23 protein-coding genes are annotated in these 26,614 nt (G+C 71.1%); 4 read left to right on the top strand and 19 right to left on the bottom strand.

The window, feature by feature from the left end; all coding sequences use genetic code 11:
• Positions 1 to 8: 8 nt before the first annotated feature.
• Positions 9 to 1,391, bottom strand: coding sequence for a peptidylprolyl isomerase (locus C7H73_RS00790; protein ID WP_106844906.1), 1,383 nt, complete (start codon positions 1,389 to 1,391; stop codon positions 9 to 11).
• A gap of 76 nt (positions 1,392 to 1,467) precedes the next feature.
• Entirely contained in the window at positions 1,468 to 3,882 is a 2,415-nt protein-coding gene (locus C7H73_RS00785) for an LPS-assembly protein LptD (protein ID WP_405124773.1), read from the bottom strand.
• Positions 3,883 to 3,935: 53 nt separating this feature from the next.
• On the opposite strand from C7H73_RS00785, the gene C7H73_RS00780 reads away from it, so the two are divergent.
• The 3 genes from C7H73_RS00780 (at position 3,936) to C7H73_RS00770 (ending at position 7,473) form a co-directional block, all read left to right on the top strand.
• Positions 3,936 to 5,060, top strand: a complete 1,125-nt coding sequence (locus C7H73_RS00780; protein WP_106844904.1) for an aminoglycoside phosphotransferase family protein — start codon at positions 3,936 to 3,938, stop codon at positions 5,058 to 5,060.
• A 67-nt stretch (positions 5,061 to 5,127) separates the two neighbouring features.
• Entirely contained in the window at positions 5,128 to 5,844 is a 717-nt protein-coding gene (locus C7H73_RS00775) for a 16S rRNA (uracil(1498)-N(3))-methyltransferase (RefSeq protein WP_106844903.1), read from the top strand.
• Positions 5,845 to 6,417: 573 nt separating this feature from the next.
• Positions 6,418 to 7,473 (top strand): GGDEF domain-containing protein, encoded by a 1,056-nt coding sequence (locus C7H73_RS00770; protein ID WP_106847476.1) that lies wholly within the window; start codon positions 6,418 to 6,420, stop codon positions 7,471 to 7,473.
• A 33-nt stretch (positions 7,474 to 7,506) separates the two neighbouring features.
• Here C7H73_RS00770 and C7H73_RS00765 read toward each other — a convergent pair whose 3' ends face one another.
• The 13 genes from C7H73_RS00765 to C7H73_RS00705 form a co-directional block, all read right to left on the bottom strand.
• Positions 7,507 to 8,373 (bottom strand): alpha/beta hydrolase, encoded by an 867-nt coding sequence (locus C7H73_RS00765; RefSeq protein ID WP_106844902.1) that lies wholly within the window; start codon positions 8,371 to 8,373, stop codon positions 7,507 to 7,509.
• Between the two features lie 33 nt (positions 8,374 to 8,406).
• Positions 8,407 to 9,465 carry an AbrB family transcriptional regulator gene (locus tag C7H73_RS00760; protein ID WP_106844901.1) on the bottom strand — a complete coding sequence of 353 codons (1,059 nt, stop codon included), beginning with the start codon at positions 9,463 to 9,465 and terminating at the stop codon, positions 8,407 to 8,409.
• Between the two features lie 8 nt (positions 9,466 to 9,473).
• Positions 9,474 to 10,985 (bottom strand): tripartite tricarboxylate transporter permease, encoded by a 1,512-nt coding sequence (locus tag C7H73_RS00755; RefSeq protein WP_106844900.1) that lies wholly within the window; start codon positions 10,983 to 10,985, stop codon positions 9,474 to 9,476.
• 2 nt (positions 10,986 to 10,987) lie between these two features.
• On the bottom strand, positions 10,988 to 11,434 hold the full coding sequence (locus C7H73_RS00750) for a tripartite tricarboxylate transporter TctB family protein (protein WP_106844899.1): 447 nt from the start codon (positions 11,432 to 11,434) through the stop codon (positions 10,988 to 10,990).
• A 78-nt stretch (positions 11,435 to 11,512) separates the two neighbouring features.
• Positions 11,513 to 12,496, bottom strand: a complete 984-nt coding sequence (locus C7H73_RS00745) for a Bug family tripartite tricarboxylate transporter substrate binding protein (RefSeq protein ID WP_106844898.1) — start codon at positions 12,494 to 12,496, stop codon at positions 11,513 to 11,515.
• A gap of 130 nt (positions 12,497 to 12,626) precedes the next feature.
• Entirely contained in the window at positions 12,627 to 14,105 is a 1,479-nt protein-coding gene (locus tag C7H73_RS00740) for a sensor histidine kinase (protein WP_106844897.1), read from the bottom strand.
• Positions 14,092 to 14,784: a response regulator gene (locus tag C7H73_RS00735; RefSeq protein WP_106844896.1), complete on the bottom strand. Its 693-nt coding sequence runs from the start codon at positions 14,782 to 14,784 to the stop codon at positions 14,092 to 14,094. Before C7H73_RS00735 ends, C7H73_RS00740 begins: the two co-directional genes overlap by 14 nt.
• A 73-nt stretch (positions 14,785 to 14,857) precedes the next feature.
• Positions 14,858 to 16,321 (bottom strand): M20 family metallopeptidase, encoded by a 1,464-nt coding sequence (locus tag C7H73_RS00730; protein WP_106847475.1) that lies wholly within the window; start codon positions 16,319 to 16,321, stop codon positions 14,858 to 14,860.
• 138 nt (positions 16,322 to 16,459) lie between these two features.
• The gene (locus C7H73_RS00725; protein ID WP_106844895.1) at positions 16,460 to 17,374 is read right to left on the bottom strand and encodes a PhnD/SsuA/transferrin family substrate-binding protein; all 915 of its coding nucleotides are present in this window, start codon (positions 17,372 to 17,374) and stop codon (positions 16,460 to 16,462) included.
• A gap of 429 nt (positions 17,375 to 17,803) precedes the next feature.
• Entirely contained in the window at positions 17,804 to 19,798 is a 1,995-nt protein-coding gene (locus C7H73_RS00720) for a methyl-accepting chemotaxis protein (protein ID WP_106844894.1), read from the bottom strand.
• Positions 19,799 to 20,025: 227 nt separating this feature from the next.
• Entirely contained in the window at positions 20,026 to 20,610 is a 585-nt protein-coding gene (gene metW / locus C7H73_RS00715; RefSeq protein WP_106844893.1) for a methionine biosynthesis protein MetW, read from the bottom strand.
• Positions 20,607 to 21,812, bottom strand: a complete 1,206-nt coding sequence (gene metX, locus C7H73_RS00710) for a homoserine O-acetyltransferase MetX (protein WP_106844892.1) — start codon at positions 21,810 to 21,812, stop codon at positions 20,607 to 20,609. The genes metW and metX overlap by 4 nt, the downstream gene beginning before the upstream one ends.
• Positions 21,813 to 21,941: 129 nt before the next feature.
• On the bottom strand, positions 21,942 to 22,514 hold the full coding sequence (locus tag C7H73_RS00705; RefSeq protein WP_106844891.1) for a TMEM165/GDT1 family protein: 573 nt from the start codon (positions 22,512 to 22,514) through the stop codon (positions 21,942 to 21,944).
• A 454-nt stretch (positions 22,515 to 22,968) separates the two neighbouring features.
• On the opposite strand from C7H73_RS00705, the gene C7H73_RS00700 reads away from it, so the two are divergent.
• Entirely contained in the window at positions 22,969 to 23,496 is a 528-nt protein-coding gene (locus tag C7H73_RS00700) for an RNA recognition motif domain-containing protein (RefSeq protein ID WP_106844890.1), read from the top strand.
• 98 nt (positions 23,497 to 23,594) lie between these two features.
• Here C7H73_RS00700 and C7H73_RS00695 read toward each other — a convergent pair whose 3' ends face one another.
• Genes C7H73_RS00695 through C7H73_RS00680 form a run of 4 tightly spaced genes read right to left on the bottom strand, consistent with a single transcriptional unit; the run spans position 23,595 to position 26,589 of the window.
• Positions 23,595 to 24,386 (bottom strand): SDR family oxidoreductase, encoded by a 792-nt coding sequence (locus C7H73_RS00695; protein ID WP_106844889.1) that lies wholly within the window; start codon positions 24,384 to 24,386, stop codon positions 23,595 to 23,597.
• 6 nt (positions 24,387 to 24,392) lie between these two features.
• Positions 24,393 to 25,007, bottom strand: coding sequence for an LPS export ABC transporter periplasmic protein LptC (gene lptC, locus C7H73_RS00690; RefSeq protein WP_106844888.1), 615 nt, complete (start codon positions 25,005 to 25,007; stop codon positions 24,393 to 24,395).
• A gap of 11 nt (positions 25,008 to 25,018) precedes the next feature.
• Positions 25,019 to 25,585 carry a KdsC family phosphatase gene (locus tag C7H73_RS00685; protein ID WP_106844887.1) on the bottom strand — a complete coding sequence of 189 codons (567 nt, stop codon included), beginning with the start codon at positions 25,583 to 25,585 and terminating at the stop codon, positions 25,019 to 25,021.
• The gene (locus C7H73_RS00680) at positions 25,585 to 26,589 is read right to left on the bottom strand and encodes a KpsF/GutQ family sugar-phosphate isomerase (protein WP_106844886.1); all 1,005 of its coding nucleotides are present in this window, start codon (positions 26,587 to 26,589) and stop codon (positions 25,585 to 25,587) included. The genes C7H73_RS00685 and C7H73_RS00680 overlap by 1 nt, the downstream gene beginning before the upstream one ends.
• Positions 26,590 to 26,614: the final 25 nt, after the last annotated feature.

The raw sequence follows: 26,614 nt of genomic DNA, 5'->3' as shown, positions 1-26,614 counted from the left end.
CTTTTTCGTCAAAGCGCGGGGGGTTCGCGGTACTCGACGTAGGCGCGCGCGCGCGCCTCCTGCAGCCAGTTGGCAAAGGCTTCGTCGAGCTTTTTCTCGCGCACCGCGTCGCGCACCATGTCGCGCTGCTCGCGCTGGCTCAGCTTGGCCTCGCGCCGCTCCAGCAGCTGGATCAGGTGCACGCCAAAGCGCGACACCACCGGATGGCTGATCTCGCCGGGCGCCAGGCGCTCGAGCACCTCCTCGAACTCGGGCACGTAGCGCCCGGGCGAGGCCCAGCCCAGGTCGCCGCCGCTCTTGGCGCTGCCGTCCTGCGAATACTCGCGTGCCAGCTCGGCGAAGTCGGCACGGCCGCTGGCCACGCGCGTGCGCAGCTCCTCCAGCTGCTCGGCCGCCTGGCGCTCGGTCCTGCCCGGCTGCAGGCGCAGCAGGATGTGGCGCGCGTGGTTTTGCACCACCATGGCCGGCACGGCGCCGGCGCGGCTGCGCTCGATCACTTTCAGGATGTGAAAGCCTGCCGCCGAGCGCACCGGCCCCACCACTGCGCCCACGGCCGCGCCCCGCGTGGCGCTCACGAACAGCTCGGGGTAGCGGTCGGCGGGGCGCAGGCCCAGCTCGCCGCCGCTGCGGCCCTCGGCCGCGTCGGAATACTGGCGCGCCAGCCCGCCGAAGTCGCCGCCGGCCTGCAGCTGCTCCATGACCTGGCGGGCGCGCTTTTCCAGCTCCGAGGCCTGCGCGGGCGAGGCGCTCTCGGGCACCTGGATCAGGATGTGGCCCAGGTTCAGCTCGACCCTGGCCGGGGCGGTGGCCTGCTGCTGCTCGCGCAGGTACTGGTCCACGTCCAGCTCGCTCACGCGCACGCGCGACTCCACGTCGCGCTCGCGCACGCGCAGCGCCAGCAGCTGGCTGCGCAGCTCCTCGCGAAAGCGCTCGCGGCTGATGCCGTCGGCCGCCAGGCGGCGGTACATCTCGTCGGTGCTGACGCTGTTTTGCCGCGCCACGTTCTCGGCGGCCTGGTTCACGGCCCAGTCGTCCACCTTGATGCCGCTGTCGCGCGCCAGCTGCACCTGCACCTTTTCCATGATCAGGCGCTCGAGCACCTCCTTGGCCAGGGCGCCCGGCGGCGGCAGGGCCTGGCCGGCCATCTGCTGGGCCAGGCGCTCGGCGCGCTGGCGCACCTCGTTGTTGGTGATGGGCTCGGAGTTGACGACGGCCACGATGTAGTCGGCGGCGCGCACGCCGGCGGACGGCGCACTGCCGCCTGCAGCAGGCAAAGAGGTGCCCACGGCCGGGGGCAGGCGCAGGCCCTGCGCCTGCGCGGGCGCGCTGGCCAGCGTTGCTGCGAGGGCGGACAGGCAGGCCAGGCCCAGAGACAAAGCGCGGTGTTTCATGGCGAGGGTCAGGTGCGTTTCGGGGAAAAAAGGGCCGCCGGCGCAAGCAGAAACACAGAGCGCGGGCAGGCAGCCGTCAATCGTACTGGGTGAAGCGGCTGGGCTGGGTGACGGTCTCGCGCAGGTACTGGTAGCGCGGCACGTGCTGGCGCAGCGAGGCCAGCGGGTTGGCGCCCAGCGACAGGCGCGACAGGCCGACGAATTCCAGCTGCAGCATGACGCGCGTGCTCGACGAGCTGACGCTGCGCTGCAGGCGCTCCAGCACCACGCGGCCGATCCAGCAGCAGCTCTCGTATTCCAGCCCCACCACGGTGTCCACCAGCTTGCGGTCCTGCAGGCTGTAGTTGAGCCGGCCCACGCTGTACCAGCGCCCGGCGCTCTCGCTGGGCGTGCTGCGCCGGTCGCCCCACAGGTCGTTCAGCGGCCACTGCCAGCCCACGTCCAGCTGCTTGCTGGGCTCGGTGATCAGGTCGGTCACCTTTTGCATGCGGTAGGCGGCGCTCACCGTGCGGTAGGCCCCGGGCGAGTAGCGCGCGCCGATGGTGGTGCGCATGGAGCGCCCGTCCTTGGGGTTGTACTGCACGGTGCCGTCCACGCCCCACTGCGGCGTCCAGTTGATGCCGGCGCCCAGCAGCACGTCCGACAGCCGCTCGCTGGTGGGCGAGCCGCCGGGCATGGTCACGCGCTGGTCGGAAAAGCGCAGGCGCTGGGCCAGCCCGAAGCGCGCGGCCTCGGCGCCGGTGTCCGGATCCAGCAGCCGGGTGGTCACGCCCAGCGTCAGCAGGTTGTTGTCGGCCAGGCGGTCGTTGCCGCCGAAGGCGTTCTCCGTGTAGATGGAGGCGAAGTTGAAGTCCGTGGCCGCCGTGTCGTACACCGGCAGCAGGCTCTGGTCGCGGTACGGCGTGTAGGTGTAGAAGGCGCGCGGCTCCAGCGTCTGCAGAAAGCCGCGGCCGAAGAAGTGGGCGTCGCGCTCGAAGACCAGGCCGCTGTCCAGGCTGAAGGTGGGCAGGGTGCGCGTGGCCGAGCGCTGGCCGTTGGCCAGGGGCGCGTCGAACTCGTAGCTGGTGGCGTGCAGCTGCAGCCGCGGCGTGACGAAGCCGGCGGGCGCCAGGAAGGGCCGGCTGACCTGCGCCATCGCGTAGCTGCGCCGCGCGTTGGGCTGGGCATAAAAGCGCCGGTCGGCCGAAAAGTGCGTGTAGTCGGCTTCCACGCTGGCGTCCAGCCCGGCGGGCAGCTGGCCGGGCGCGTAGCGCCAGTGCAGCTGGGGCAGGCGGTCGTACGGCGGAGCGATGGGCGCGAACGGGTCCTGCAGCGTCTGCCACTTCAGGGTGCGCAGCATCACGCTGTGGTCATTGCGGCCCCAGTTCAGGATGGCGTCGCCGGGCAGCAGGCGCTCGGCCAGCTGCATCTGCGAGCCGCTGTAGCCGCTGCCGCGCTGGGTGAAGTCGCGCCAGTAGTCGTCGTCGCTCACGCGGCGGATGTTCAGGGCCAGGCCGACGCCGCCCACGGGCGTGTCCAGCACGCCGTTGTGCTGGCCGCGCCAGGCCCAGCGGTCGTGGTGGCGCAGGCGGTCGCCGGGCATGTACTGCGCGCCCAGCTCGCCCTTGTAGGTCGGCTCCAGGTAGCGGAACTCGCCAGCCAGCGACACGCCGCGGCGCGTCATCAGCATCGGGGTGAAGGTGGCGTCGCGGTTGGGCGCAATGTTCCAGTAGTAGGGCTGGGCATATTCCACGCCGCTCACCGTGTCCAGTCCCACGGTGGGCGGCAGCAGGCCGCTCTTGCGCTTGTCCGACAGCGGGAAGGTGATGGAGGGCACAGGCAGGATGGGCACGCCCTTGAACTCCAGCACCGCCCCCTCGGCGCGGCCTACTTCCTCGGCCTGGTCCAGTTCGATGCGGCGCGCGCGCAGCACCCAGTCGGGCTGCCAGCTGACCTCGTCGGTGCGCTCGCAGGTGGTGTAGGTGGCCTCGTGCACCACGGAGTGGTCGCGGTCGATGAAGTCCACGCGGGAGGCCTCGCCGTGCGCGCCGTTGGCCAGAAAACGGTAGCTGGCCTCGTTGAAGAAGCCGTGGAAGGCGTCCACCTCCATGTCCAGCAGCGAGCCCGCATAGCGGTTGCCGGCGCGGTTGATGCGCACGTTGCCGCTGGCGCGGGCGCGGTCGGCGGCCACGTCGTAGTGCATGCGGTCGGCGTGGATGAGGGTGTCTGCGCGGCGCAGCTCGGCGTTGCCCTCGATGGTGGCTTCGATGTCGGGCTGGCCCGACAGCTGGTCGCCGCGCACGAACACCGGCTGCTGCGCGCGCACGGCGGGGGGCAGCGCCTCGGTCAGCCCGGGGCTGGGCTGCAGCGGCGGGGCCGGCTCCTGCGCCTGAGCCAGGGCGCCCAGCGGCGCGCCGCACAGCACCAGCGCTGCCAGCCGGGCAAGCGCGTGGCGTGCCGGCAGGCTGGTGGGGGACGGGGGCGGGGAGGAACGCGGGCGAAGAGGCAGCACGGGCAGCAGCAGCGGCGAAGCAGGCGGGAGCGGGTTCTAAAATTCGATTATCCATGAGCGACTTGCCCCCCTTCCCCTCCGCCCCGGCCGCCGCGCCGCCGCCCGACCGCGCCAGCGTGACCTGGGACGACCCCGCGCGCCAGCAGGCCTTCACCGTCTGGCTGGGTGCCATGGCGGCCGCCTACGGCCTCGAGCCGGCCAGCCTGCGCCCGGCCTCCAGCGATGCTAGCTTTCGCCGCTACCTGCGCGTGGACGGCCCGCAGGGCGCCACCTGCATCGTCATGGACGCCCCGCCTGCGCGCGAGGACTGCCGCCCCTTCGTGCATGTGCAGGCGCTGATGCAGCAGGCCGGCCTGGCCGTGCCGCGCATCCTGGCCTGGGACGAGGCGCAGGGCTTCATGCTGCTGACCGACGTGGGCCGCCAGACGGTGATCGAGCTCTTGCGCGAGGACGACCCCCAGGCCGCCCAGGCCTGGTACCTGCAGGCCGTGGACGTGCTGCTGGACTGGCAGCGCGCCACGCAGGGCGGCGCTCTGCCGCCCTACGACGCGGCGCTGCTGCACCGCGAGTTGCAGCTGTTTCCGGATTGGTACATCGCGCGCCACCGCGGCGTTACCCTGGGCGACGCCCAGCAGGCCACCCTGGCCCGCACGTTCGACGCCATCGTGGCCCGCAACCTGGCCGTGCCCAGCGTCTTCGTGCACCGCGACTTCATGATGCGCAACCTGATGGCCGGCCCGGATGGCCGCCTGGCGGTGCTGGATTTCCAGGACGCGGTGCTCGGCCCCGTCACCTACGACATTGCCAGCCTGCTGCGCGACGCCTTCATCAGCTGGGACGAAGAGTTCGTCATCGACATCACCGTGCGCTACTGGGAAAAGGCGCGCCGCGCCGGCCTCCTGGGCGCGGCCAGCAGCAGCGGCTTCGGCCAGGATTTCGGCGAGTTCTACCGCGCCGTGGACTGGATGGCGCTGCAGCGCCACCTGAAGGTCGCCGGCATCTTCGCGCGCCTCACTTTGCGCGACGGCAAGCCGCGCTACCTGGCCGACGCGCCGCGCTTCATCCGCTACATCCGCCAGACCGCTGGGCGCTACCGTGAGCTGTCGCCGCTCTTGCGCCTGATCGACGAGATCGAGGGCACGCAGGCCGCCACCGGCTACGCCTTCGGCCGCGTCTGATTATTTAAGCCAAATCGGCCCGTAGCGCTTGCCAGTCAAGCGCCGGCAGCTATCGTTTCAAGAGCACATGCCCCGTTTTCACTGCCCCCTGCCCCTGGCCGCCGGCGCGCAGATCGCGCTGCCGCCCACGGCCGCGCGCCACGTGCAGGTGCTGCGCCTGCAGCCGGGCGACGCGCTGACGCTGTTCAACGGCGAGGGCGGCGAATGGAGCGCCACCGTGGCGCGCATGGGCCGCTCCGACGTCGAGGTGACCGTGGGCACGCACGCGGCCGTCGAGCGCGAAGCCGCGCGCGCCGTGCACCTGGCCGTGGGCATGCCAGCCAACGAGCGCATGGACTGGCTGGTGGAAAAGGCCACCGAGCTGGGCGCCGCCAGCATCCAGCCCATCGCGGCGGCGCGCAGCGTGCTCAAGCTCTCGGGCGAGCGCGCCGCCCGGCGCCAGCAGCACTGGCAGGCCATTGCCGTGGCCGCCTGCGAGCAGTGCGGGCGCAACCGCGTGCCGCCCGTGGCCGCGCCCCTGGCCCTGTCCGACTGGCTGCGCCAGGGCGGCCAGCCCGAGGGCACGCGGTTGCTGCTGTCGCTGCGGCAGGGCAGCCGCCCGCTGCGCGAGGCCGCCGGCGACGCCGGCCCCGTCTGGGTGCTGCACGGCCCCGAGGGCGGCCTGACGGAGCAGGAAGAGGGCGCCGCCGTAGCCCGCGGCTTCGCCCCTGCCAGCCTGGGCGCGCGCGTGTTGCGGGCCGAGACCGCCTCGGTCGCCGCGCTGGCCGTGCTGGGCTTGGCCTGATGCCCCTGGATGTCGGGCTGGACGAGAGCGCGGACTGAGAGGCCTGCCTGGGCGCGGTGGCCGATTGCTTGCGTGGCGGCTACCTCTTCGGCGATGCCGCCGCCGACGCGCCGCTGCTGGCGCGCATCACGCGCCACCCGGGGGCGACCCAGGCACTCAGCGGCCGTGTTCCACGGCCCCGGGGCCCGGGTGCAGCTGCGTTCCTGCCGCTGGCCTCGCAGGGCGGCGCGCAGGGGCCGCGCGATGGTGACCAGCAAGAAGCCAGCGCGCGCGCTGGGCGCCGCCGATCGCCGTGGCCAGGCGCCGCTGGCGGCCTGAAGCGGGGCAGGGCAGGCGGCGCTGCCGCACAAGCGGCTTCTTCCTGCACGGCGCCCGGCGCCTTCGCGGTATACCCCTGAACCTGCCATGGCAGGCCGGGCGCCACCGGCCTGCAGCCTGCGCCCCGGCCCCGGGCGCACGGAAAAAGGAGTTTGCTTGGATTCGACGAAAGCCCGGCCCGGGCGCCGCGGCCTGCGCCAGCGCATGCTGGACGCACTGCTCACCACCGACCCGCACCAGCGCCTGCGCCTGGGCATGACCGTGCTGGCGGCGCTGCTCATGCTGTGCTGCATCGGCGCCATGTATCTGGCGGTGGCTTCGGGGTTGACGCCCGCGCGGCCCGTGCACTGGTGGGCGCTGGTGTGCTGCACTGGCCTGGGCACGGTGTACGGCCTGATCCGCAGCGGCCGCACCCGCCATTGGCGTGACCCGGCGATGACGCTGTTTCAGAACCTCTCGGCCATGGCCTGCGTGGCCGCCGCCTACGTGATCGCCGGGCAGGCGCGCGGCATTGTGCTGCCCATCCTGGCGGTGATCCTCATGTTCGGGGTGTTCGGGCTCACGCCCCGGCAGATGGTGGGGGTGCTCGCCGGCGGGCTGCTGATGTTCGGCGCCGCCGTGGTCTGGGTGCAGGTGCGCACGGCGCCAGGGGCCCAGCCGCTGGCGCTGGCCGCCGCCTACCTGATGATGATCGCCGTGGTGCTGCTGGCCGGCACCTTACTGAACCTGCGCGCCTACGCCACGCGCCAGACGCTGCGCAAGCAAAAGGCCGAGCTGGCGCGCGCCGTGGAGCAGGTGCGCGAGCTGGCCACGCGCGACGAACTCACGGGCCTGCCCAACCGGCGCTTCATGCTGGAGATGATGCACCTGGAGATCCAGCGCGCACGGCGCAGCCACCGGCCGCTGCTGGTCGCCCAGCTGGACCTGGACCATTTCAAGGCCGTCAACGACACCCACGGCCACGCCGCGGGCGACGCCGCGCTGCAGGCCTTTGCGCGCACCGTGGCCGCCTGCGTGCGCAGTGCAGACGTGCTGGCGCGCTGGGGCGGCGAAGAGTTCGTGCTGCTCATGGGCAACACCACCGCGGCCGAAGGCACCTGCCTGCTGACGCGCCTGCGCGAGGCCGTGGCGGCCGCCCCCGTGGCGCTGCCCAGCCAGGACACGGCCCGCCTGACGGTGTCCATCGGCGCGGCGCAGCTGCGCCCCGGCGAAGGCATGGACGCCGTGCTGCAGCGCGCCGACAAGGCCTTGTACGCCGCCAAGCGCCAGGGCCGCGACCGGGTGGTGTGGGCGCCCGGGGATGCTCCTTAAAGCATAGCTGCCGGCGCTTGTTAGCCGGGCGTTTCAGCCGTTTTTGGCCCAAACACCGGCCCACCCCCGGCGTGCCAGCCAGTCCTGCAGCAAGGTGAACACCGGCTCGGCCTGCAGCTCGTTGAAGATTTCGTGGCGCAGTCCGGCAAAGCCGCGCGCCGTGAGCACGTCCGCCGGCGCCGCGGCGGCAAAGGCGCGGGCGCCGGCCGGGTTCACGATGCGGTCTTGCTCGCCCCACATCAACAGCGTCGGCACGCGCCAGCGCGGCGCGGCGGCCACCACCGGCGCACCGCCGGTGGCGATATAGCGCGCCAGCCGGGCGCTGATGCGGTCGTGGCACAGCGGATCGGCCCGGTAGGCGGCCACGACCTGTGCGTCGTGCGACAGGCCATCCGCATCCAGGCCGTTGCCTACGCGCAGATTCGGCAGCAGGCGCGGCAGCGTGGCCAGCAGCAGCTTTTGCAGCGGGTTCAGGAAGGCCGCCAGCGCCGGCGAGGACAGCACCAGCGCATCGACCGGGCGCAGGCCGCGCGCCACGAAATCCGCCGCCACCAGGCCGCCCATGCTGTGGCCCACGAGCACCAGCGGTTCCCCCGCAGGCATGCCGGCGCGCGTGGCGTCCAGCACCTGCGCCAGATCGTCCGGCAGCTGGTCATCCCGGGCCAGCGCGCCGCGCGCGCCGCCCGAAGCCCCGTGGCCGTGCTGGTCGTAGCCGCGCACCTGCAGGCCGCAGGCGTTCAGCCGCTGCGCGACAGGGCCGTAGCGGCCGGCGTGCTCGCCCAGGCCGTGCACCAGCAGCGCCGTGGCGCGCCGGCCCTGCGCGGCGGAAGGCGCCCAGTCATGCAGCGCCAGCGTGCGGCCGTCGCGGGTGGTGAGCGTGGAGGGGGCGGCTGTTGGCATGTGCGGCGGCGGGCGGTAAGGCAGGGAGCGCCATCATAGGGACGGCTGCACGCCGCTGGCGCGCGCCACGCGCCGCGTCAGCGCCGGCCCCACGGCCAGCACGATCAGAAAACGCGCCAGCTGCATGGCCATGACAAAACCCGCATCCACCGCGCTGGTGGCCGCGATCACGGCCATGGAATCGGCCCCGCCCGGGCCGGTGGCGAGAAACGCGCTCAAGGGGTCCACCCCCGCGGCCAGCACCAGCACGGCGCCCGTGGCCAGGCCCACCAGCATCAGCGCCAGCGTGGACAGCAGCACCTGCGGCAGCGCGCGCAGCGCGTGCAGCAAGATGGCGCGCGTGAAGCGCAGCCCCACGCTCCAGCCGATGGCCGCGTAGGCTGCCAGCATCAGTGCCGGCGGCAGGGCGGGCTGCACGTCCCACACGCCCTGCGCCAGCGCCGCGCCCACCAGGGGCAGCACCATGGCGCCGCCGGCGATGCCGAAACGCCGCGCTAGCGCACTGCCGCCCAGCACCAGCGCCGCGGTCAGCGCCAGGGGGCCCAGGCCGGGCGTGCCCCACCAGGCCACATCGGGCGCGGCCAGCGGATGCGCGCCGCCGGCCAGGCGCGCCACGGCGGCGGCCGCCAGCGTCACCAGCAGCACGCGCGTGTATTGCATGAAGGCCACCAGGCGCGCGTCGGCGCCGTACTGCTCGGCCAGCACCACCATGGCGGCGGCGGCGCCGGGCGACATGCCCCACAGCGCCGTGGTGCCGGGCATGACCTGCCGGCGCATCAGCCACCAGCCCAGCGCGGTGCTGGCCACGATCAGCACCAGCGTGGCGGCGAGAAACAGCGGCCAGCGCTGCACGAGCGGCTCCAGGTGGCGGGGCTGCAGGCTTTGCGCCATCAGGCAGCCCAGCAGGCCCTGGCCCCAGCCGAAAACGCGCCGCGGCACCGCCAGCTGCGCGCCGCGCACGGCCAGCGCCATGGCGCTGACCATGCAGGCCAGCAGCACGGCCGCCGGCACGTGCAGCGCCAGCAGGGCGGCGGCCAGCGGCGCGCTGCACAGTGCCAGCAGCCCCCAGCCGCGCAGCTGCCGCACGCCCATCTGGGCTTTCAGGCGGCAGCGGCGGCCGCGCGGCGGCGCGACAGGCGCCGGTACACGGGCGGCAGCAGCAGCATGGTGGCCACGCCGACCCACAGGCCGATGGAGATCGGGCTCTCCCACAGGATGCCCAGCTCGCCGTTGGTGATCGACAGCGCCCGGCGCAGGTTCTGCTCCATCATGTCGCCCAGCACGAAGCCGAGAATCAGCGGCGCCATGGGCACGCCGGCCTTGCGCAGCAGGTAGCCCACGATGCCCAGCACCACCATCAGCACCAGGTCGAACGTGGTGGCGTGGATGGCATACACCCCCACCGCGCTGATGGCCAGGATGCCGGGCACCAAAATCCAGTTGGGCAGGGCCAGCATGCGCGTGAACAGGCCGATCATCGGGATGTTCATGATCAGCAGCAGCACGTTGCACACGGCCATCGAGGCGATCAGGCCCCACACCAGCGTGGGCTGCTGGGTGAACAGCGCCGGGCCGGGCGTGATGTTGTACAGCGACAGCGCACCCACCATCACCGCGGTGGTGCCCGAGCCGGGCACGCCCAGGGTCAGCATGGGCACGAACGAGCCGTTGGCCGAAGCGTTGTTGGCCGCCTCCGGCGCCGCCACGCCGCGGATGTCGCCCTTGCCGAAGGTGCCCTCGGTGTCGCACAGGCGCTTTTCCATGGTGTAGGCCATGGCGCTGGCAATCGTCGCGCCCGCGCCTGGCAGCACGCCGACGACGAAGCCCAGCACCGACGAGCGCACCGTGCCCCACCAGGTCAGCGCCATCTCGGCGCGGTTGAACAGGTTGCGGCCGATGGCGCGAATCGGTGGCGCCTGCACCAGGTGCTGCTCCAGCATCAGCAAGACCTCGCTGACCGAGAACAGCCCGATGACCACCACCACGAACTGGATGCCGTCGGACAGGTGCACGCTGCCCGCGGTGAAGCGGTACACGCCCGAGTTGCTGTCCAGCCCCACGGTGGACAGGGCCAGGCCCAGCACGGCGGCCAGCACCGCCTTCATGGGCGCGTCGCCCATCAGGCCGGTGATGCAAGCAAAGGCAAAGCACATCAGCGCGAAATACTCCGCCGGCCCGAACGCCAGTGCCCAGCGCGCCAAGAGCGGCGCGGCCAGCACGATGCCGATGAAGGCCACGAACGAGCCGATGAACGACGACCACGCCGAGATCGACAGCGCCACGCCGGCCTGGCCCTTCACGGCCATGGGGTAGCCGTCCACGGCGGTCATGATGGCGCCGGCGTCGCCCGGCACATTGATCAGGATGGAAGAAATGCGCCCGCCGAACTCGCAGCCGATATAGACGGCGGTGAGCAAAATCAGCGCCGACTCGGGCGGCAGCTTGAGCGCAAAGGCCAGCGGCATCAGGATGGCCACGCCGTTGATCGGCCCCAGCCCCGGCAGCATGCCGACCACGGTGCCGATGAACGAGCCGATCAGGCCCAGCAGCAGATTGATGGGCGCAAGGGCGACGCCAAAGCCCTCGCCCAGGTGTTGCAGGGTATCGCCCATGACTATCGTCCCCCGAGGATGAACGCGAGCACCCCGGTGGGCAGGATCACGTCGAACAGCTTGTCGAACAGGAAGTACAGGCCCAGACCCAGGCCCACGCCCGCCGCCAGGCTGGGCAGGGGCCGGCCGCCAAAGCTGCGGCCCACGGGCAGCGCCATGAGCGTGGTGGCCAGCACGAAGCCCAGTGTCTGGAACAGCAGGGCAAAGACCACCATGGCGGCCATCACCATCAGCAGCGCCGGCGCCGGGCGCCAGACCGTCGCATCCGCCGCGCGGCCCGGCCGCACGGCCAGCCACATGCCGGCGACCGCCAGCACGGCGGCCAGCAGCAGCGGAAAGGCGCGCGGGCCCACGGGCTCATAGGAAAACTCGGCCTGGTAGCTTTGCGCCATCCAGGCCATGGTGATGGCCAGTGCCAGGGCCAGCAGGCCCAGGATGCGATCCGCCATGGTGTGCCTTTGCTATTGTTTTGATAGTGGCTGGCGCCCGTCAGCAGGGCGCCAGCGGCCAAAAAGCCTTGAAACGCCTTACTGCGTCACGCGCAGGCCGAAGTCCGCGGCCAGCTTGCGGTAGGCGGTCATGCGCTCCTTGATGAAGGCGTCCAGCTCGGGGCCGGTGAGCGCGAACTTGAACAGGCCGCGCTCGGCGCGCAGCTTGTCGTAGCCGGGCGTGGCCATCATCTTGGCGAAGGTGTCGCTCCAGACACGGAAGTCGGCGTCGCTGACCTTCGGGCCCATGTAGAAGCCGCGGATGATGGGCCACTGCACGTCGTAGCCCAGCTCCTTCATGGTGGGCACGTTGGCCATGCTGCCTTCCAGTCGCTTGTCGGCCATGACGGCCAGCACGCGGATCTTGGCGCCGGCCTTGATCTGCTCCTCGGCCTCCGAGGCGTCGCCCGAATAGACCTGCACGTGGCCGCCCTGCAGCGCCGTGAGCGCCTCGCCGCCGCCCTCGAACGCCACGAAGCGCATGGACTTTGGGTCCAGCCCGCTGGCGCGCGCCGTGAGTGCGGCCTTCATCCAGTCCTGGCTGCCCACGCTGCCGCCGGCGCCGAACACCACCTTGCCCGGGTTGGCCTTGATGGCCGCCACCAGGTCGGCGATCGACGTGATGGGCGAGCTGTCGGCGACGATGACGGCGCCGTAGTCCGTGCCGACCGCGGCCAGCCAGCGCACGTCGGACTCGCTGTAGCGGCCGAACTTGCCCTGCGCCAGGTTCAAGAGCGAGCCGCCCGAGTAGGCGACGATGGTGTTGTTCTCGGCCGGGCGCTGGGCCACGATGGCGTTGTAGGCCACGGCGCCGATGCCGCCGGGCATGTAGCTCACGCGCATCGGGTCGCTGATGTATTTGCCCTCCATCAGCGCGCCCTGCGCCAGCTTGCAGGTCAGGTCGAACCCGCCGCCGGGCTTGGCCGGGGCGATGCATTCGGTCTTGTCCAGCGGGCCGGCAGCGGCCAGGGTGCTGGCCAGGGCCAGCGCGGCGGTGGCAAGGGTGGTGCGCAGTGTCTTCATGGTGTGTCTCCTCGGCAGTCGAAAAAATTCGGCAGCGTTCGGTGTGCAGGCACACGAACGTGGGCGAGCAGGCACTGTAGAAAACGCCGGCTTTCGCGCGGCTTTCAGCGCAGGGCGCAAAAAACCAGGGTTATCCCTGGTTTGCCAGGGGCTCTCCGGGCAGCGCGGCCGGCCAGCGCAGCGCCGCCACCAGGCCCGGGCGCGGCTGGCCCGGGCGCGCATCGGCCAGGGTGAGCGCGCCGCCATGGCGCTGGGCGATGGCCTGGGCGATGGCCAGCCCCAGGCCGCTGCCGCGCGGCGCGCCTGGCTGAGGTGCAGCGCCCTCGACGCGCAAGAAGCGCTCGCCCACGCGCGCACGCGCCTCGGGCGGCATGCCGGGCCCGTCGTCGCGCACGGCCAGCAGCGCCTGGCCCTGCTGCACGCCGGCCTGCACCGTGACGTGCCCGCCGCGCGGCACGTGCAGCAGGGCGTTGTGCAGCACGTTGGCCAGCGCCTCGTGCAGCAGCGCCGCATGCCCCAGGGCCACGGCCGGCTGCGCGCAGCCGGCGCCCGCCAGCGGCTCGAGCCCCAGGTCGATGCCCTGCTGGCGCGCCAGCGGCCAGAGCTGGCGCGCCACGCCCTCGGCCAGCGCCAGCAGGTCCACGCTCGCGCCTTCGCCGGCCAGCTGCGCGGTGTCGGCACGCGCCAGCGCCAGCATCTGGTTGGCCTGGCGGATGGCCCCGTCCACTTGCTCCTTCATGGCCAGCAGGGCGGCCTCGCGCCGGCCGGGGTCGCGCTCGCGCAGCGCGAACGCCACCTGCGTGGCCAGCGTGGTCAGGGGCGTGCGCAGCTGGTGCGAAGCGTCGTCGATGAAGCGCCGCTGCTGGCCCAGCACCTCCTGGTAGCGCTGCATGTGCCGGTTGATGGCCTGCACCAGCGCCTGCACGTCCTTCGGGACCCGCTGCGGGTCGATGGGCGCCAGGTCGGCGCTGCCCCGCGCAGCCACTTCGGCGCGCAGGCGTTGCAGCGGCCGCAGCGCGCCATGCACCGCCAGCGCCACCAGGGCCAGGGCCGCCAGCAGCAGCAGCACGTCGCGCGCCACGCTCTCCAGCAGCAGCCGGCGCGTGAAGTCCTGGCGGCTTTGCAGCGTCTCGGCCACCTGGATCAGCACCCGGTCGGAGTGCGAGCCCTGCGACAGCGGCCGCGGCAGCCGCCGCGCGTACGAGCCCACGCGCACCGGCACGCCGAAAAATTGCGCGTCGTGGAATTGCGGGCGCCCCTCCACCAGCGGCAGTGGCGGCGCAGGCAGGCCGGCGTCGCCGATCTCCACCAGGCCGTCGCCGCTGGCCACGCGGTAGAACACCTGGCCGCTGGCGGTGAGCTCGAAGAATTCGAGCATGCGGTAGGGCAGCTCCACCGACAGGCCGCCGTCGTCGGTGGAGATGTTGGCGTCCATCGCCTTGATGGCGCCCAGCAGCGAACGGTCGAAGGCCGCGTTGGCGGCGGCCAGGTCGTTGCGCCAGCTCACGGTGAGCTCCAGCCCCATGACCAGCGCCAGGCCCGGCAGCAGCACCGCCAGCAGGGTGCGCCGCAGGCTCCAGCGCGCCCAGGGGCGCTCAAGCCGGGCCATCGGGTGCGCTTTGCGCGTCGGGCTCCAGCACGTAGCCCAGGCCGCGCAGCGTGGCGATGCGCACGCCGCTGCCCTCCAGGCGCTTTCTCAGGCGGTGCACCAGCACCTCCACGGCCTCGGGCTGCACGTCGGCCTCGTCGGCGAAGACGCGCTCGAGCAGGTCGCGCTTGGCCATGGGCTCGCCGCTGTGCTGCACCAGGGCGCGCAGCAGGGCGTGCTCGCGCGCGCTGAGCTTGAGCGGCTGGTGGCGCAGCAAGAGCTGTTGGCTCAACGGGTCCCACACCAGCGGGCCGCAGGCAAAGCGCGGGTGCTCGGCGCCGCGCGCGCGGCGCACCAGGGCCAGCAGGCGCGCCTCCAGCTCGGCCATCTCGAAGGGCTTGGCCAGAAAGTCGTCGGCGCCGGCGCGCAGCAGCTGCACCCGCCCCATGAGCGAGTCGCGCGCCGTGAGGATCAGCACCGGCAGCTGCTGGCCGGCATCGCGCAGGCCCTCCAGCACATCCGGGCCTTCGCGCCCGGGCAGCCCCAGGTCCAGCACCAGCGCGTCGTAGCGCGTGCCGCGCAGCGCCGGCAGCACCAGCCGCCCGTCGTTGACCCAGTCCACCTGCAGGCCGGACTGGGCCAGCGCCTGCACCAGCCAGCGCGCCAGCTCGGGCTCGTCCTCGGCCAGCAGGATGCGCATGGATTGCTACTTATTTGAGAGCTGCCAGCGCTTGTCCCTCAAGCGCTGGAGGCCAAAAACACCATCAAACCCGTCACGGCATGGCGGCGACAACCTGCGCCACCGCGGCCGTCAGCCGCTTGGCATAGGGCACGTGCAGGAACTCGTTGGGGCCATGGGCGTTGCTCTTGGGGCCCAGCACGCCGCAGACCATCATCTGCGCCTTCGGGAAGCCCTCGCTGAGCATGTTCATCAGCGGGATGGTGCCGCCCTGGCCGATGAAGCCGCAGGGCGCGCCGAAGTGCGCCTGGCTGGCGGCGTCCAGCGCGCTGCCGAACCAGGGGGCGATATCCGGGGCGTTCCAGCCGCTGGCGGCGCCGGCGCTCTCGAACGTTACCCGGGCCTGGTACGGCGCGTTGTCCTCCAGCAGGGCCTTCATCTGTTGCACGCAGCTGGCGGCGTCCACCAGCGGGGGCAGGCGCAGGCTGAGCTTGAAGGCGGTGTAGGGCCGCAGCACGTTGCCCGCGTCCTGCAGGGCCGGAAAGCCCTCGGCGCCGGTCACCGACAGCGTCGGCTCCCAGGTGCGCTTGATCAGCGCCTTGACCGGGTCCTGCGTGGTGGGCAGGGCGAACACCGGGCCGCTGCCGCCGCAGTCCGCATGCGCCCAGGGAAAGCGCCGCCAGACCTCCTCGCCCAGGATGGCGGCGGTGGCGCGCGCCTGGGCCAGGCGCTCTTGCGGCACCTCGCAGTGAAAGCTGGCGGGCAGCAGGCGCCCGGTGCTGGAATCCTCCAGCCGGTCGAGCACCTGGCGCATGATGCGAAACGACGAGGGCACCAGGCCGGACGCATCGCCCGAGTGCACGCCCTCGGTCAGGATCTCCACCTTGAGCGTGCCGCTGGCCATGCCGCGCAGGCTGGTGGTCAGCCACAGCTGGTCGTAGTTGCCGGCGCCCGAGTCCAGGCAGATGACGAGCTGCACGTCGCCCAGTTTGTCTTTCAGCGCCTCGATGTAGGCCGGCAGGTCGGCGGAGCCGCTTTCCTCGCAGGTCTCGATCAGGCCGACGATGCGCGGGTGCGCGACGCCCTGGCGCTTGAGTTCCTGCACCGCGGCGATGCTGGCATAGGCCGCGTAGCCGTCGTCGGCGCCGCCGCGGCCATAGAGCTTGCCGTCCTCGTATTTGGGGCTCCAGGGCCCCAGGTCGGCGCGCCAGCCGTCGAACTCGGGCTGCTTGTCCAGGTGGCCGTACATCAGCACCGTCTGGCGGCTGGCCGCGCGCGTGGCGGCCACCTCGAACACCAGCACCGGCGTGCGGCCGGGCAGGCGCACGATTTCCAGGGTGAGGCCGGCGACCTTTTGCGCCTCGATCCAGGTCGCGGCGTTCCTCAGCACCGTCTCCAGGTGCCCCTGCTCGCGCCAGTCCGGGGCGAAGCCGGGGGACTTGGCGGGGATGCGGATGTAGTCGGTCAGCTCGCGCACGATGGACTCGTCCCAGGTGCGCGAGACGCGCTCCAGGGCCAGGACGGGGTCGAGCACGTTGGGGGGCAGGGGAGCGTTCATGGCGGGGTTCTCCTTGACGGGCAGCGGCGGCAAGGCCGCAGGATAGCCCGGTGCCAGCGCCGCAGTCGAGCGCGGGGACATGGCACACGCGGCATCGCCCGCCGGGCAGTGCCGCGGCGGCACGCCCCGGGACACCGTCTATTTGCTGGCGCGGGCCTGCTCGGTCTTGCGGTGCACTTCCAGCACCGTGGCGAAGTCGCGTTCGTAGTTGACCGGAAGGAGCGTGTCGTTGCCGGGCAGCAGCGTGCGCAGGCGCGGCGAGAAGTTGTAGTTGTATGAGCACCGCTTCACGCGTGCCTGCACGTCAGGCGACACGTCCTTGCCCATGGTCCAGGTCTCGGTCATGAAGGGCGGGCTTTCCCACAGCGTGCGCAGGCTGGAGCCCTTGACGTCGCCCTTGACGACCATGCGCCCATAGAGGTCGCTGGCCACGGCAGCGGCGGGGTAGAAGCCATACATCACCCCGCTGACGGAGCGCTCATGGCCGTTGGAGAACACCACTTCGTAGTTCTTCTCCGGCTCCAGGCCGATGGCCGGGAACAACGCGCGCGGGGCCAGGTTGCCGGAATTGGAGGTGGGCGTGGTGTGCGCGATCTTCTTGCCCACCAGATCCTTGGGCGTTCGGTAGGGGCTGTCCACGCGCGTGATCAGGATCAGGTGGTAGGAGTTGGGTTTGTTGCTGGCCTTGTTGCCCGGCACGGCAAAAGGCGCTGGCTGGCCGGCTGCCACCAGCCGGGGCACCAGGCCGGGGTTGACTTGCGCCAGCTGGGCCTTGCCGCTGAGCAGGCTCTCGACGAGTTCCTTCTCAGAAAAGATGTCCACGTTGGCACTGCGATCGAGCGATTCACCCAGCTGGTTCTGGATGTCGACGTTGGCGCATCGGGCCAGGTGCAGCAAGTAGTCGCCCCACAAGCCCATCGTCTCGCTCTTGTCGTAGGTCTTGGGCATGGCCACGACCAGCTTGTCGCGTGCGCCGCCGGACTGCGCAGCAACTGGTGAGGCCACGCAAGCAATGCCGAGCAGCGCCAGGCAAACCGTTGCTTTTACTGTCATGTGTTTCCTATGTGGAAGGGATAGTCGATGTGCCCGGCGGATATCGCCTGCGGCGCTGTATGCCGCCGCACTCAGCCGGTGGCGCCCACACTCGGCGCCGGGTTGGTGCGGGCCACAAGCTCACCAAGGCGGCCTCTGCAACCGATGCATGCCTTTGGCATCTATCGACCGGCCGGAAAGGCCCCAGAGACCCGCACCAGTGCGCCGTACCGGCATAGGCCAAAGCCGCCCGTCGCGGCGCTGCCCTTTGCCCGATCGGCGCACGAGAGGGCAGGTGTCAACACGCTCGTGTGCAGCCGGCGCATCCGTGCAGCTCCCTGCAGCAGCCTTGAGGTAAGAAAATGTAGCATGTCGTCTCATTTTCTGGTGCAGATGGCCGCTGCCTGCCGCGGCAAAGTCACGGGCACCACCACCGGCATGGCCCGTGGCTCAGCCGCCCTGCAGCGCCAGGGGCGGCTGAACCGCCAGCGCCGCCATGCCCGCGCCGCCCTCGTCCAGCTTGAACACCTGCACCGCGGCCGCCAGGCGCGCGGCCTGTTCACGCAGGCTGAGCGCGGCGGCGGCAGATTCCTCCACCAGCGCGGCGTTTTGCTGTGTCATCTGGTCCAGCTGGCCGACGGCCTGGTTGACCTGGCCGATGCCGCTGGCCTGCTCGGCGGCGGCGGCGGTGATCTCGCCGACCAGGCCGCCCACGCGCTGCACGCTGCTGACGATCTCGTCCATGGTGCTGCCGGCGTGCTGCACCAGCCGCGCGCCCGCCTCGGCTTTGCCCACCGAGGCCTGGATGAGCTGGCGGATCTCGCGCGCCGCCTCGCCCGAGCGGCCGGCCAATGCCCGCACCTCGCTGGCCACCACGGCAAAGCCCCGGCCCTGCTCGCCGGCGCGCGCCGCTTCCACGGCCGCATTCAGCGCCAGGATGTTGGTCTGAAAGGCGATGGAGTCGATCACGCCGATGATGTCGGCGATCCTGCGGCTGGCATCGTTGATTTCGCCCATGGTGCTGACCACCTCGCTGACGGCCTGTCCGCCACGCGCGGCCACCTCGGCAGCCGAGGCCGCGAGCTGGTTGGCCTGACGCGCAGTGTCGGCCGATTGCTGCACGGTGGCCGTGAGCTGCTCCATGCTCTGCGCCGTCTCGGCCAGGCTGCCGGCCGTGGCCTCGGTGCGCTCGGACAGGTTCTGGTTGCCGCTGGCGATCTCGGCGCTGGCGGTGTCGATGCTGCCGGCCGCCGTGCGCACCTGCTGCAGCATCTGCACATAGCGCTGGCGCATGCCCTCGACCTCTTGCACCAGGGCGCCGAGCTCGTCGCGCCGGGTGGTGGAAAAGCGCTGCGTCAGGTCGCCCTGCGCCACCAGCGTGACAGCCCGCGTGAGGCCTTGCAGGGGCTGGCTGACGCCGCGGCGCAGCATGACCAGCAGCCCCGCGCCCAGCAGCGCCAGCGCCAGCGCCATCAGCAGCCACAGAGCCGTGTTGATGCGGCGCTGGCCGGCCATGGCCTCGGAGTCCGGCACCTCGGCCACTACCCACCAGCCGCCCTGCGTCTTGCGCATCAGGGCCCAGGCGTCGGGGGTGGCAGGCTGCAGCAGGGCCTGGGCCTGGGGCACGTAGCCATCGGGCGCATCGGCCAGGGCCTGCAGGAAGGGCCGCGCCTGCGGGAAGGCCTCCAGCACCGTGCGCCCGCGCGCGCTGGGGTGGTAGATGAAGCGCGCCTGCTCCAGCGCGGCGCCGGGGGCGATCACGTACACGCCGCCGTGCTCGAAGAAGTGCGTCTGCTCCACCTGCTTTTGCAGCATGGACTGGAACAGGCTCACATCGTTGCCGATGAACAGCAGGGCCACGGGCTTGCCCGCGGCGTCCTTGATCGGCTGGTAGTGGCCCATGTAGGCCTTGCCCTGGATGGTGACCAATCCGGTGTAGGGCTCGCCCCGGGCGGCAGCGGCCAGGGCCGGGTCGGTGCGCGCCAGCGGTACGTTTAGCGCGCGCTGGCCGCCGGCGTCTTTCACCGATGTGGTGACGGGGACGAAGTCGTCGCCCTTCCTGGCGTACACGGCGGCCACGCCGCCCGTCTCGCTGGCGAACTTGTCCACCGAACCGAAGTCGCCGTTGACCAGGCCGCCGTAGCTGCGCAGCTCGCCGGTGCCCTCATCGAGCTGCATGGTGGCCTCGAAGTAGCGCTGAAAGCCCCGCATGGTGCCGTGCGCCATTTCGCGGTTGGTGTTGTCGGCCGCGTCCAGCGACTGGGCCACGGCCTGGGCGGTGGTGCCCACGCTGAGCACCAGCTGCTCGCGCGTGCTGCGCTCGGTGAGCACGGCCAGGGCCACGCCCAGCAGCACCAGGACCCCCGCCACGAGAGCCAGAGCCAAAAGGGTGACGCGCCGGGCAACGGACCGGTTGCGGGCGGCGGGGTGGGAGGCGGCGGCCATGGGACAAGCTCCTGCAGCGGGGGAAGAAGGGCGACACGCGCCGTGCGACAAGCGGCGGGCATCCAATCTACGGCAGGGCTCGGGTTACATTTATTCACGAATTCCCGTACGCACAGTTGCGTAGGCGGGGCGCAGGGCTTTACACCCTGTCAGTGAATTTCATGGTGTTTTTGGGCTCCAGCGACCGTCAGTCAAGCGCGGGCAGCTATCATTTTTGAATAAGTTGCTCAGGCGTGCTCGAAGTGAAACACCGCCGTGCCTGCCCGCGCATTGGGCAGCCAGCGCACCACCTGCCCGTCCTGCAGGCCGAAGGCATCCTTCACGCGCAGGCGGTTCTTGTGTGCCAACATCTCGAAGTCCTTGAACGTGCCCACACGGATGTTGGGCGTGTCATACCACTGGTAGGGCAGGCGCCGCGTGACGGGCATCCGGCCGCGCAGCACCGACAGCCGGTTGGGCCAGTGCGCAAAGTTGGGAAAGGCGACGACGCCGCTTCGGCCCACGCGTGCGGTCTCGCGCAGCATGACTTCGGCGTTGCGCAGGTGCTGCAGCGTGTCGATCTGCAGCACCACGTCGAAGCTGTTGTCGCCGAACATGGCCAGGCCTTCGTCCAGGTTGAGCTGGATGACGTCCACCCCGCGGCGCACGCAGGCCAGCACGTTGGCGTCCGCGATCTCGATGCCGTAGCCCGAGCAGCCGCGGGTGCGCTGCAGCAAATCCAGCAGCGCGCCGTCGCCGCAGCCCAGGTCGAGCACACGGCTGCCTTCGGGCACCAGGCGGGCGATGGCGTCCATGGTGGCGTGGTCGCTCATGCCAGCTCCTTTGCGATGTTGTCGAAGTAGGCGCGCACCACGGCCATGTAGCGTGCATCGTCCAGCAAGAAGGCATCGTGCCCGTGGGGCGCGTCGATCTCGGCGTAGGCCACCTGGCGGCGGTTGTCCAGCAGCGCCTGCACCATCTCGCGGCTGCGCTTGGGAGAAAAGCGCCAGTCGGTGGAAAAGCTCACCAGCAAAAAGCGCGCGCGCGCCGCGGCCAGGGCCTGCGCCAGGCTGCCGCCATGGGCGCGCGCGGGGTCGAAGTAGTCCAGCGCCCGGGTGATCAGCAAATAGGTGTTGGCGTCGAAGTAGTCGCTGAACTTGTCGCCCTGGTAGCGCAGGTAGCTCTCGATCTGGAATTCCACGTCCTGCGTGCTGTACAGATATTCGCGCAGGTCCGGCGCTGGGCCGCCCCGAGCCGGATCAGCCCCCGCGGGGGGCAGCGAACCACGCGCAGCCGGGAGCGTGGGGGCCCGAAGACTGCGGCCGAACTTCTCGTTCATCACGTCGTCGGACAGGTAGGTGATGTGGCCGATCATGCGGGCGATGCGCAGGCCGCGTTTCGGGATCACCCCGTGCCGGTAGAAGTGCCCGCCGTAAAAGTCCGGGTCCGTCACGATGGCGCGGCGCGCCACCTCGTTGAAGGCGATGTTCTCGGCCGTCAGGTTGGGGGCGCTGGCCACCACCACGGCGTGGCGCACGCGCTCGGGGTACTGCAGCGTCCAGGACAGGGCCTGCATGCCGCCCAGGCTGCCGCCCATGACGGCAGCCAGCTGCGAAATGCCCAGCGCCTCCAGCAGCCGCGCCTGGGCGTTGACCCAGTCCTCCACCGTCACGACGGGAAAGTCCGCGCCGTAGATCTCGCCCGTGTCGGGATTGGTGTGCATCGGCCCGGTGGAGCCGAAGCACGAGCCCAGGTTGTTGATGCCGATGACGAAGAAGCGGTTGGTGTCCACGCTCTTGCCCGGGCCGATCATGTTGTCCCACCAGCCCTCGCTTTTGGGCTGATCCTCGTAGCTGCCGGCCACGTGGTGCGAAGCGTTGAGCGCGTGGCACACCAGCACGGCGTTGTCGCGCGCGGCGTTCAGCGTGCCGTAGGTCTCGTAGGTGAGCTGGTAGTCACGCAGGCAGGCGCCGCAGGCCAGCTGCAGCGCCTGGGCGAAGTGCATGGTCTGCGGGGAAGCAATGAAGGGCGGCATGGACAACAAAAAGCCCGGCTCTCGCTAAAGCGGGCCGGGCCGGATTGCATGCGTGCCGTGGGCCACGTCTTTAGCAGGATTTGTAAAGCGCCCGCAAGCGGTGCAAATCGGCGCGTCTGGTGCATTCGATTATGCCAAAGCGGGTGCCAGCAGGGTCATGGCGCCCAGCAACAGGAAGAGGACGGCCGAAACCGCGTGCACCATCCGAATCGGCACGCGCCGGGTGATGCGTTCGCCCAGCCACACCACGGGCGCGTTGGCCAGCATCATGCCCAACGTGGTGCCGGCCACCACCAGCAGGTAGCTGCTGTATTGGGCGGCCAGCATTACGGTGGCCACCTGCGTCTTGTCGCCCATCTCGGCTACGAAGAAGGCCAGCGCGGTGGCGCCGAATACGCCCAGGCGCGGGGCGGCGGCGGCGGTCTCGTCCTCGTCCAGCCGGTCAGGAATCAGCATCCACACCGCCATGGCGATGAAAGACAGCCCCAAGCCCCAGCGCAGCGCCTGCGGGCCCAGCACGGTCGTCACCCAGGCGCCCACCGCGCCGGCCAGCGCATGGTTGACGAGCGTGGCCACGAAGATGCCGGCCACGATCGGCCAGGGCTTGCGAAAGCGTGCGGCCAGCACCAGCGACAACAGCTGCGTCTTGTCCCCCATTTCGGCAAGGGCGACGACAGCGGTGGAGATGAAGAAAGCTTCCATGGATCTGAGGAGGAAAAGCGTGGCCGGAGCGATGCAGACAGCATTGATCACGCCCGACCCCCGGCCACACTCGGATCGGCGCGCGATCAATGGTCTCGCCCCGCCCGCAGCATTGCGCCGCGGGCCTCATGCACCATGGCACGCAAGGCGCCAAGTTTGTTGATGCATGCCTCCTGTCACTGCAGGCAGGCTACTCCCCATGGATCAGCGCGCATTGTAGCGGCGCCGCCACGGCAGGGCCGCGGATTGGCCATTGCGGGCCACTGACAACAATCCGGGGCAAAAACCGTTGCAAGAGCGGCATATTTGTGCCCCATAATGTTTGAGCAGGTGCTTTTCACCTGCAGAGGTTGCGGTGATCCGTCAGTTTTCGCGCATAGGGCGTCTTTGTGATTCACTGGCTGCGGGTTCGGGACTCCGTCGCTAAATCCAATTGTTTTTGAGGAGTCCCGTGATGGGCAACAAACTGTACGTAGGCAATCTGCCCTATTCCGTGCGCGATCAGGACCTGGAGCAGGCCTTCGGCCAGTTCGGCGCGGTCACCAGCGCCAAGGTCATGATGGAGCGCGATACCGGCCGCTCCAAGGGTTTCGGTTTCGTCGAGATGGCAAGCGACGCGGAAGCGCAGCAGGCCATCAACGGCATGAACGGCCAATCCCTGGGCGGCCGCAGCATCGTCGTCAATGAAGCACGTCCGATGGAGACCCGTCCCCCGCGCAGCGGTGGCGGCTTTGGCGGCGGTGGCGGCTACGGCGGTGGCGGCTACGGCGGCGGTGGTGGTGGCGGCGGCTATGGCGGCGGCGGCGGTGGCCGCAGCGGCGGTGGTGGCGGCGGCGGCTACGGTGGTGGCGGCGGTGGCGGTGGCCGCAGCGAAGGCGGCTTTCGCAGTCCCTACGGCGCCGGCCCTCGTGGCGGTGGCAGTGGTGGCGGCGGCGGTGGCCGTGGCGGCTACGGCGGCGGCAGCAACGGCGGCGGCTACTAAGCTCCCGTCTGCCGTGCAGCCCCTGGGTGGGCGCGCGGCTTGATGCAAAAAAGGCTCCTCACGGAGCCTTTTCTTTTGGTGCGTGCGGCTGGCGCTGCCTAGGGCGACCCGCCCGGCCGCGCTTGGCGGTGCTTGCGCGGACGCCCGGCCAGGAGGCGGTCCAGCAGCGCATCGGGCAGGGCCCGCAGCAGCTTGGCCACCACGCCCATCTGCCAGGGGATGACGCGGTAGCTGGTGCCTGCCGCGATGACGCGAGCGGCCTGCAGGGCAAAAGCTTCGGGGCGCATCAGAAACGGCATGGCGTAGCGGTTTTCGCGCGTCAGCGGCGTGTCCACATAGCCAGGGCTCAAGGTCACCACGCGCACGCCCGTGCCGCGCAGCTCGCCGCGCAGGCTTTCGCAGTAGCTGATCACGGCCGCCTTGCTGGCGCAATAGGCGCCGTGCCCTGGCAGGCCGCGGATGCCCGCCACGCTGGCAATGCCCACCAGCCGGCCGCTGCCGCGGGCGCGCATGGGGGCAATGAAGGGGTGGAAGGTGGCGGCCATGCCCACGTTGTTGGTAGCCAGCACGCGGGCCATGACGTCGATGTCTGCGCGCTCGGCCGTGTCGATGCCGATGCTGATGCCGGCGTTGGCAATCACCACGTCAGGCAGGCCCAGCCGTGCGAGGCAGGTCCGGGCGGCAGCAATGACGCTGTCCGGCTGACTCACGTCGCAGCTATAAATTTCATAGCTGCCAGCGCTTGCTGCATGCGCCTTGAGCCATGATTTCATCAAATCTTCGCGGCGCGCGGCCAGTGCGACGCGCCAGCCGGCCTGCAGGTAGTGCAGGGCCAGCGCCTGACCGATGCCGCTGGAGGCGCCCGTGATGAAGACCAAGGGCTGTGCCATGGCTGCTCAGCGGCGCGCCGGCGCCGGCTGCAGCGTGCCATGCACGCGCCCCTGCAGTTGCAGCACTTGCGACAGGTGGTCGTAGTCCAGGCTGTCGGCGGTGAAGACGTCGCCGCCGCGCCTGAGCGTCACCGGCTGGTTGGAGCGCACGCGTTCGTCGCGCGTCCAGGCGTGCAGGAATTCGCCGGCGAATTCCAGCTGCGGCGTGGGTGCGGCGCCGGTGCGCGCCACGGGCTCGCGCACCACCCGTGCCTGGCCGAACAGCTGGACTTCGGAGCCGTCTGCATTGGAGACGGCGCGCAGGGCGCTGGCGGTGGTGACCTGGCCCGTCGCGCTGACCGAGCGCATGCGCGCCTGGTCGATCTCCAGCGTGTCGGTGTCCGGGTAGTGCTGCGCCAGCGTGCCGCGCACCTCGCTGGCCAGGCGGCCGGCAGCGTCGAAGGTCTTGACCGAGAAGTCGCGCATGTAGTAGTCGGGCTCATGCGCCACGGGCCGCTCCGCGGCCGGCTGCACGGGGGTGGGCGCGTTGCGCACCAGCCACCAGGTGCTCAAAGCCAGCAGGCCCATGAGCAGCACGGGCAGGTACAGCGACAGGCGCTCCCAGGCTTGGCGCAGGCGCATGGGCGGCCCCGTCACCCGGCGTAGGCGGCCAGCAGGCCGGCGTAGCGGCCGCTGGCCACCAGCAACAGGTCGCACAGCTCGCGCGCGGCGCCGGCGCCGGGCAGCGCGGCGGTGACGTGGTGGGCCACGGCCAGCACCTCGGCGTGCGCTCCCCGCGGCGCGCAGGCCAGCGCGGCGCGCCGCATCACGGGCAGGTCGGGCCAGTCGTCGCCCATGGCTGCGGCCTGGTGCCAGCCCAGGCCCAGCTCGGCCAGGATGGCCTCGGCGGCGGGGCGCTTGTCCTCGGTGCCAAAGCGCGCATGAGCCACGCCCAGGGCGGACAGGCGCAGGCGCAGCGCGGGCGAGTCGCGCCCGGTGACCACGGCCGGCGTGATGCCGCCTTGCTGCAGCAGCTTCAGCCCGTGGCCGTCCAGGGTATGAAAGCGCTTGAGCGTCTCGCCCTCGGCGGAAAAGTACAGGCTGCCGTCGGTCAGCACGCCGTCCACGTCGAAAAAGGCCACGCGCACGTCCTGGGCGCGCAGCAGCAGCTCGGGCGGAAATTGCAGCACGGGGGTCAGCGCAAGGGGTGTTGCGGCCATCAGATCACCTTGGCACGCATCAGGTCGCCAATGTGCACCAGGCCCACCAGCGTACCGTCGGCCTCGGTCACCAGCACGCTGGTGATGGCGTGGCGCTCCATGGCCTGCGCAGCCTCGGCAGCCAGGGCGTCGGCGGCGATGGTGCGCGGGTGGGGGTGCATCACGTCGCGCGCCAGCACGCCGCGCAGCTCGGCGCCGGCCTCGATGCGCCGGCGCAGGTCGCCGTCGGTGAAGATGCCCAGCGGCCGGCCGTCCTCGTCCACGATGGCGGCGGCGCCCAGGCCCTTGGCGCTCATCTCGCGCATCAGCTCGCTGAAAGAGGCCTGCGGCGGCACGCGCGGCACGTCGCTGCCGGCGCGCATGACGTCGCGCACGTGGGTCAGCAGGCGCCGGCCCAGGGCCCCGCCGGGGTGGGAGCGGGCGAAGTCCTCGGGCCGAAAGCCGCGCGCGTCCAGCAGCGCCACGGCCAGTGCGTCGCCCATGGCCAGCTGGGCGGTGGTGCTGGCGGTGGGCGCCAGATTCAAAGGGCAGGCCTCGCGCGCGACGCTGCAGTCCAGCACCACGTCGGCGTGGCGCGCCAGGGTGGACTGCAGCCCGCCAGTCAGCGCCACCAGGGGCACGCCCTGGCGGCGCAGCACGGGCAGCAGCACGGTCAGCTCGCTGCTCTCGCCGCTGTTGGACAGGGCCAGCACCAGATCGCCCTGGGTCACCATCCCCAGGTCGCCGTGGCTCGCCTCGGCCGGGTGCACGAAAAAGGCCGGGGTGCCGGTGGAGGCCAGGGTGGCGGCGATCTTGCGGCCCACGTGGCCGCTCTTGCCCATGCCCATCACGACCACGCGCCCGGTGGTGTCCAGCATGCGCTGCACGGCCAGCACGAAGGCCTGGCCCAGCCGCTCGCTCATGTCCTGCAGCGCCTGGGCCTCGGCGGCCAGGGTCTGGCGCGCCTGGCGCAGGACCTGCTCGGCGGCAGGCATCGGAGGGAGGTCATCGGCGGCATGGGGCATGGTGAAATTCTATCGGCGGGCCATG

Origin of the sequence: Pulveribacter suum, from assembly GCF_003013695.1 — a bacterium.
In the GTDB taxonomy this organism is placed as follows: domain Bacteria; phylum Pseudomonadota; class Gammaproteobacteria; order Burkholderiales; family Burkholderiaceae_C; genus Melaminivora; species Melaminivora suum.
This window is presented reverse-complemented; position numbering and strand designations above follow the sequence as displayed.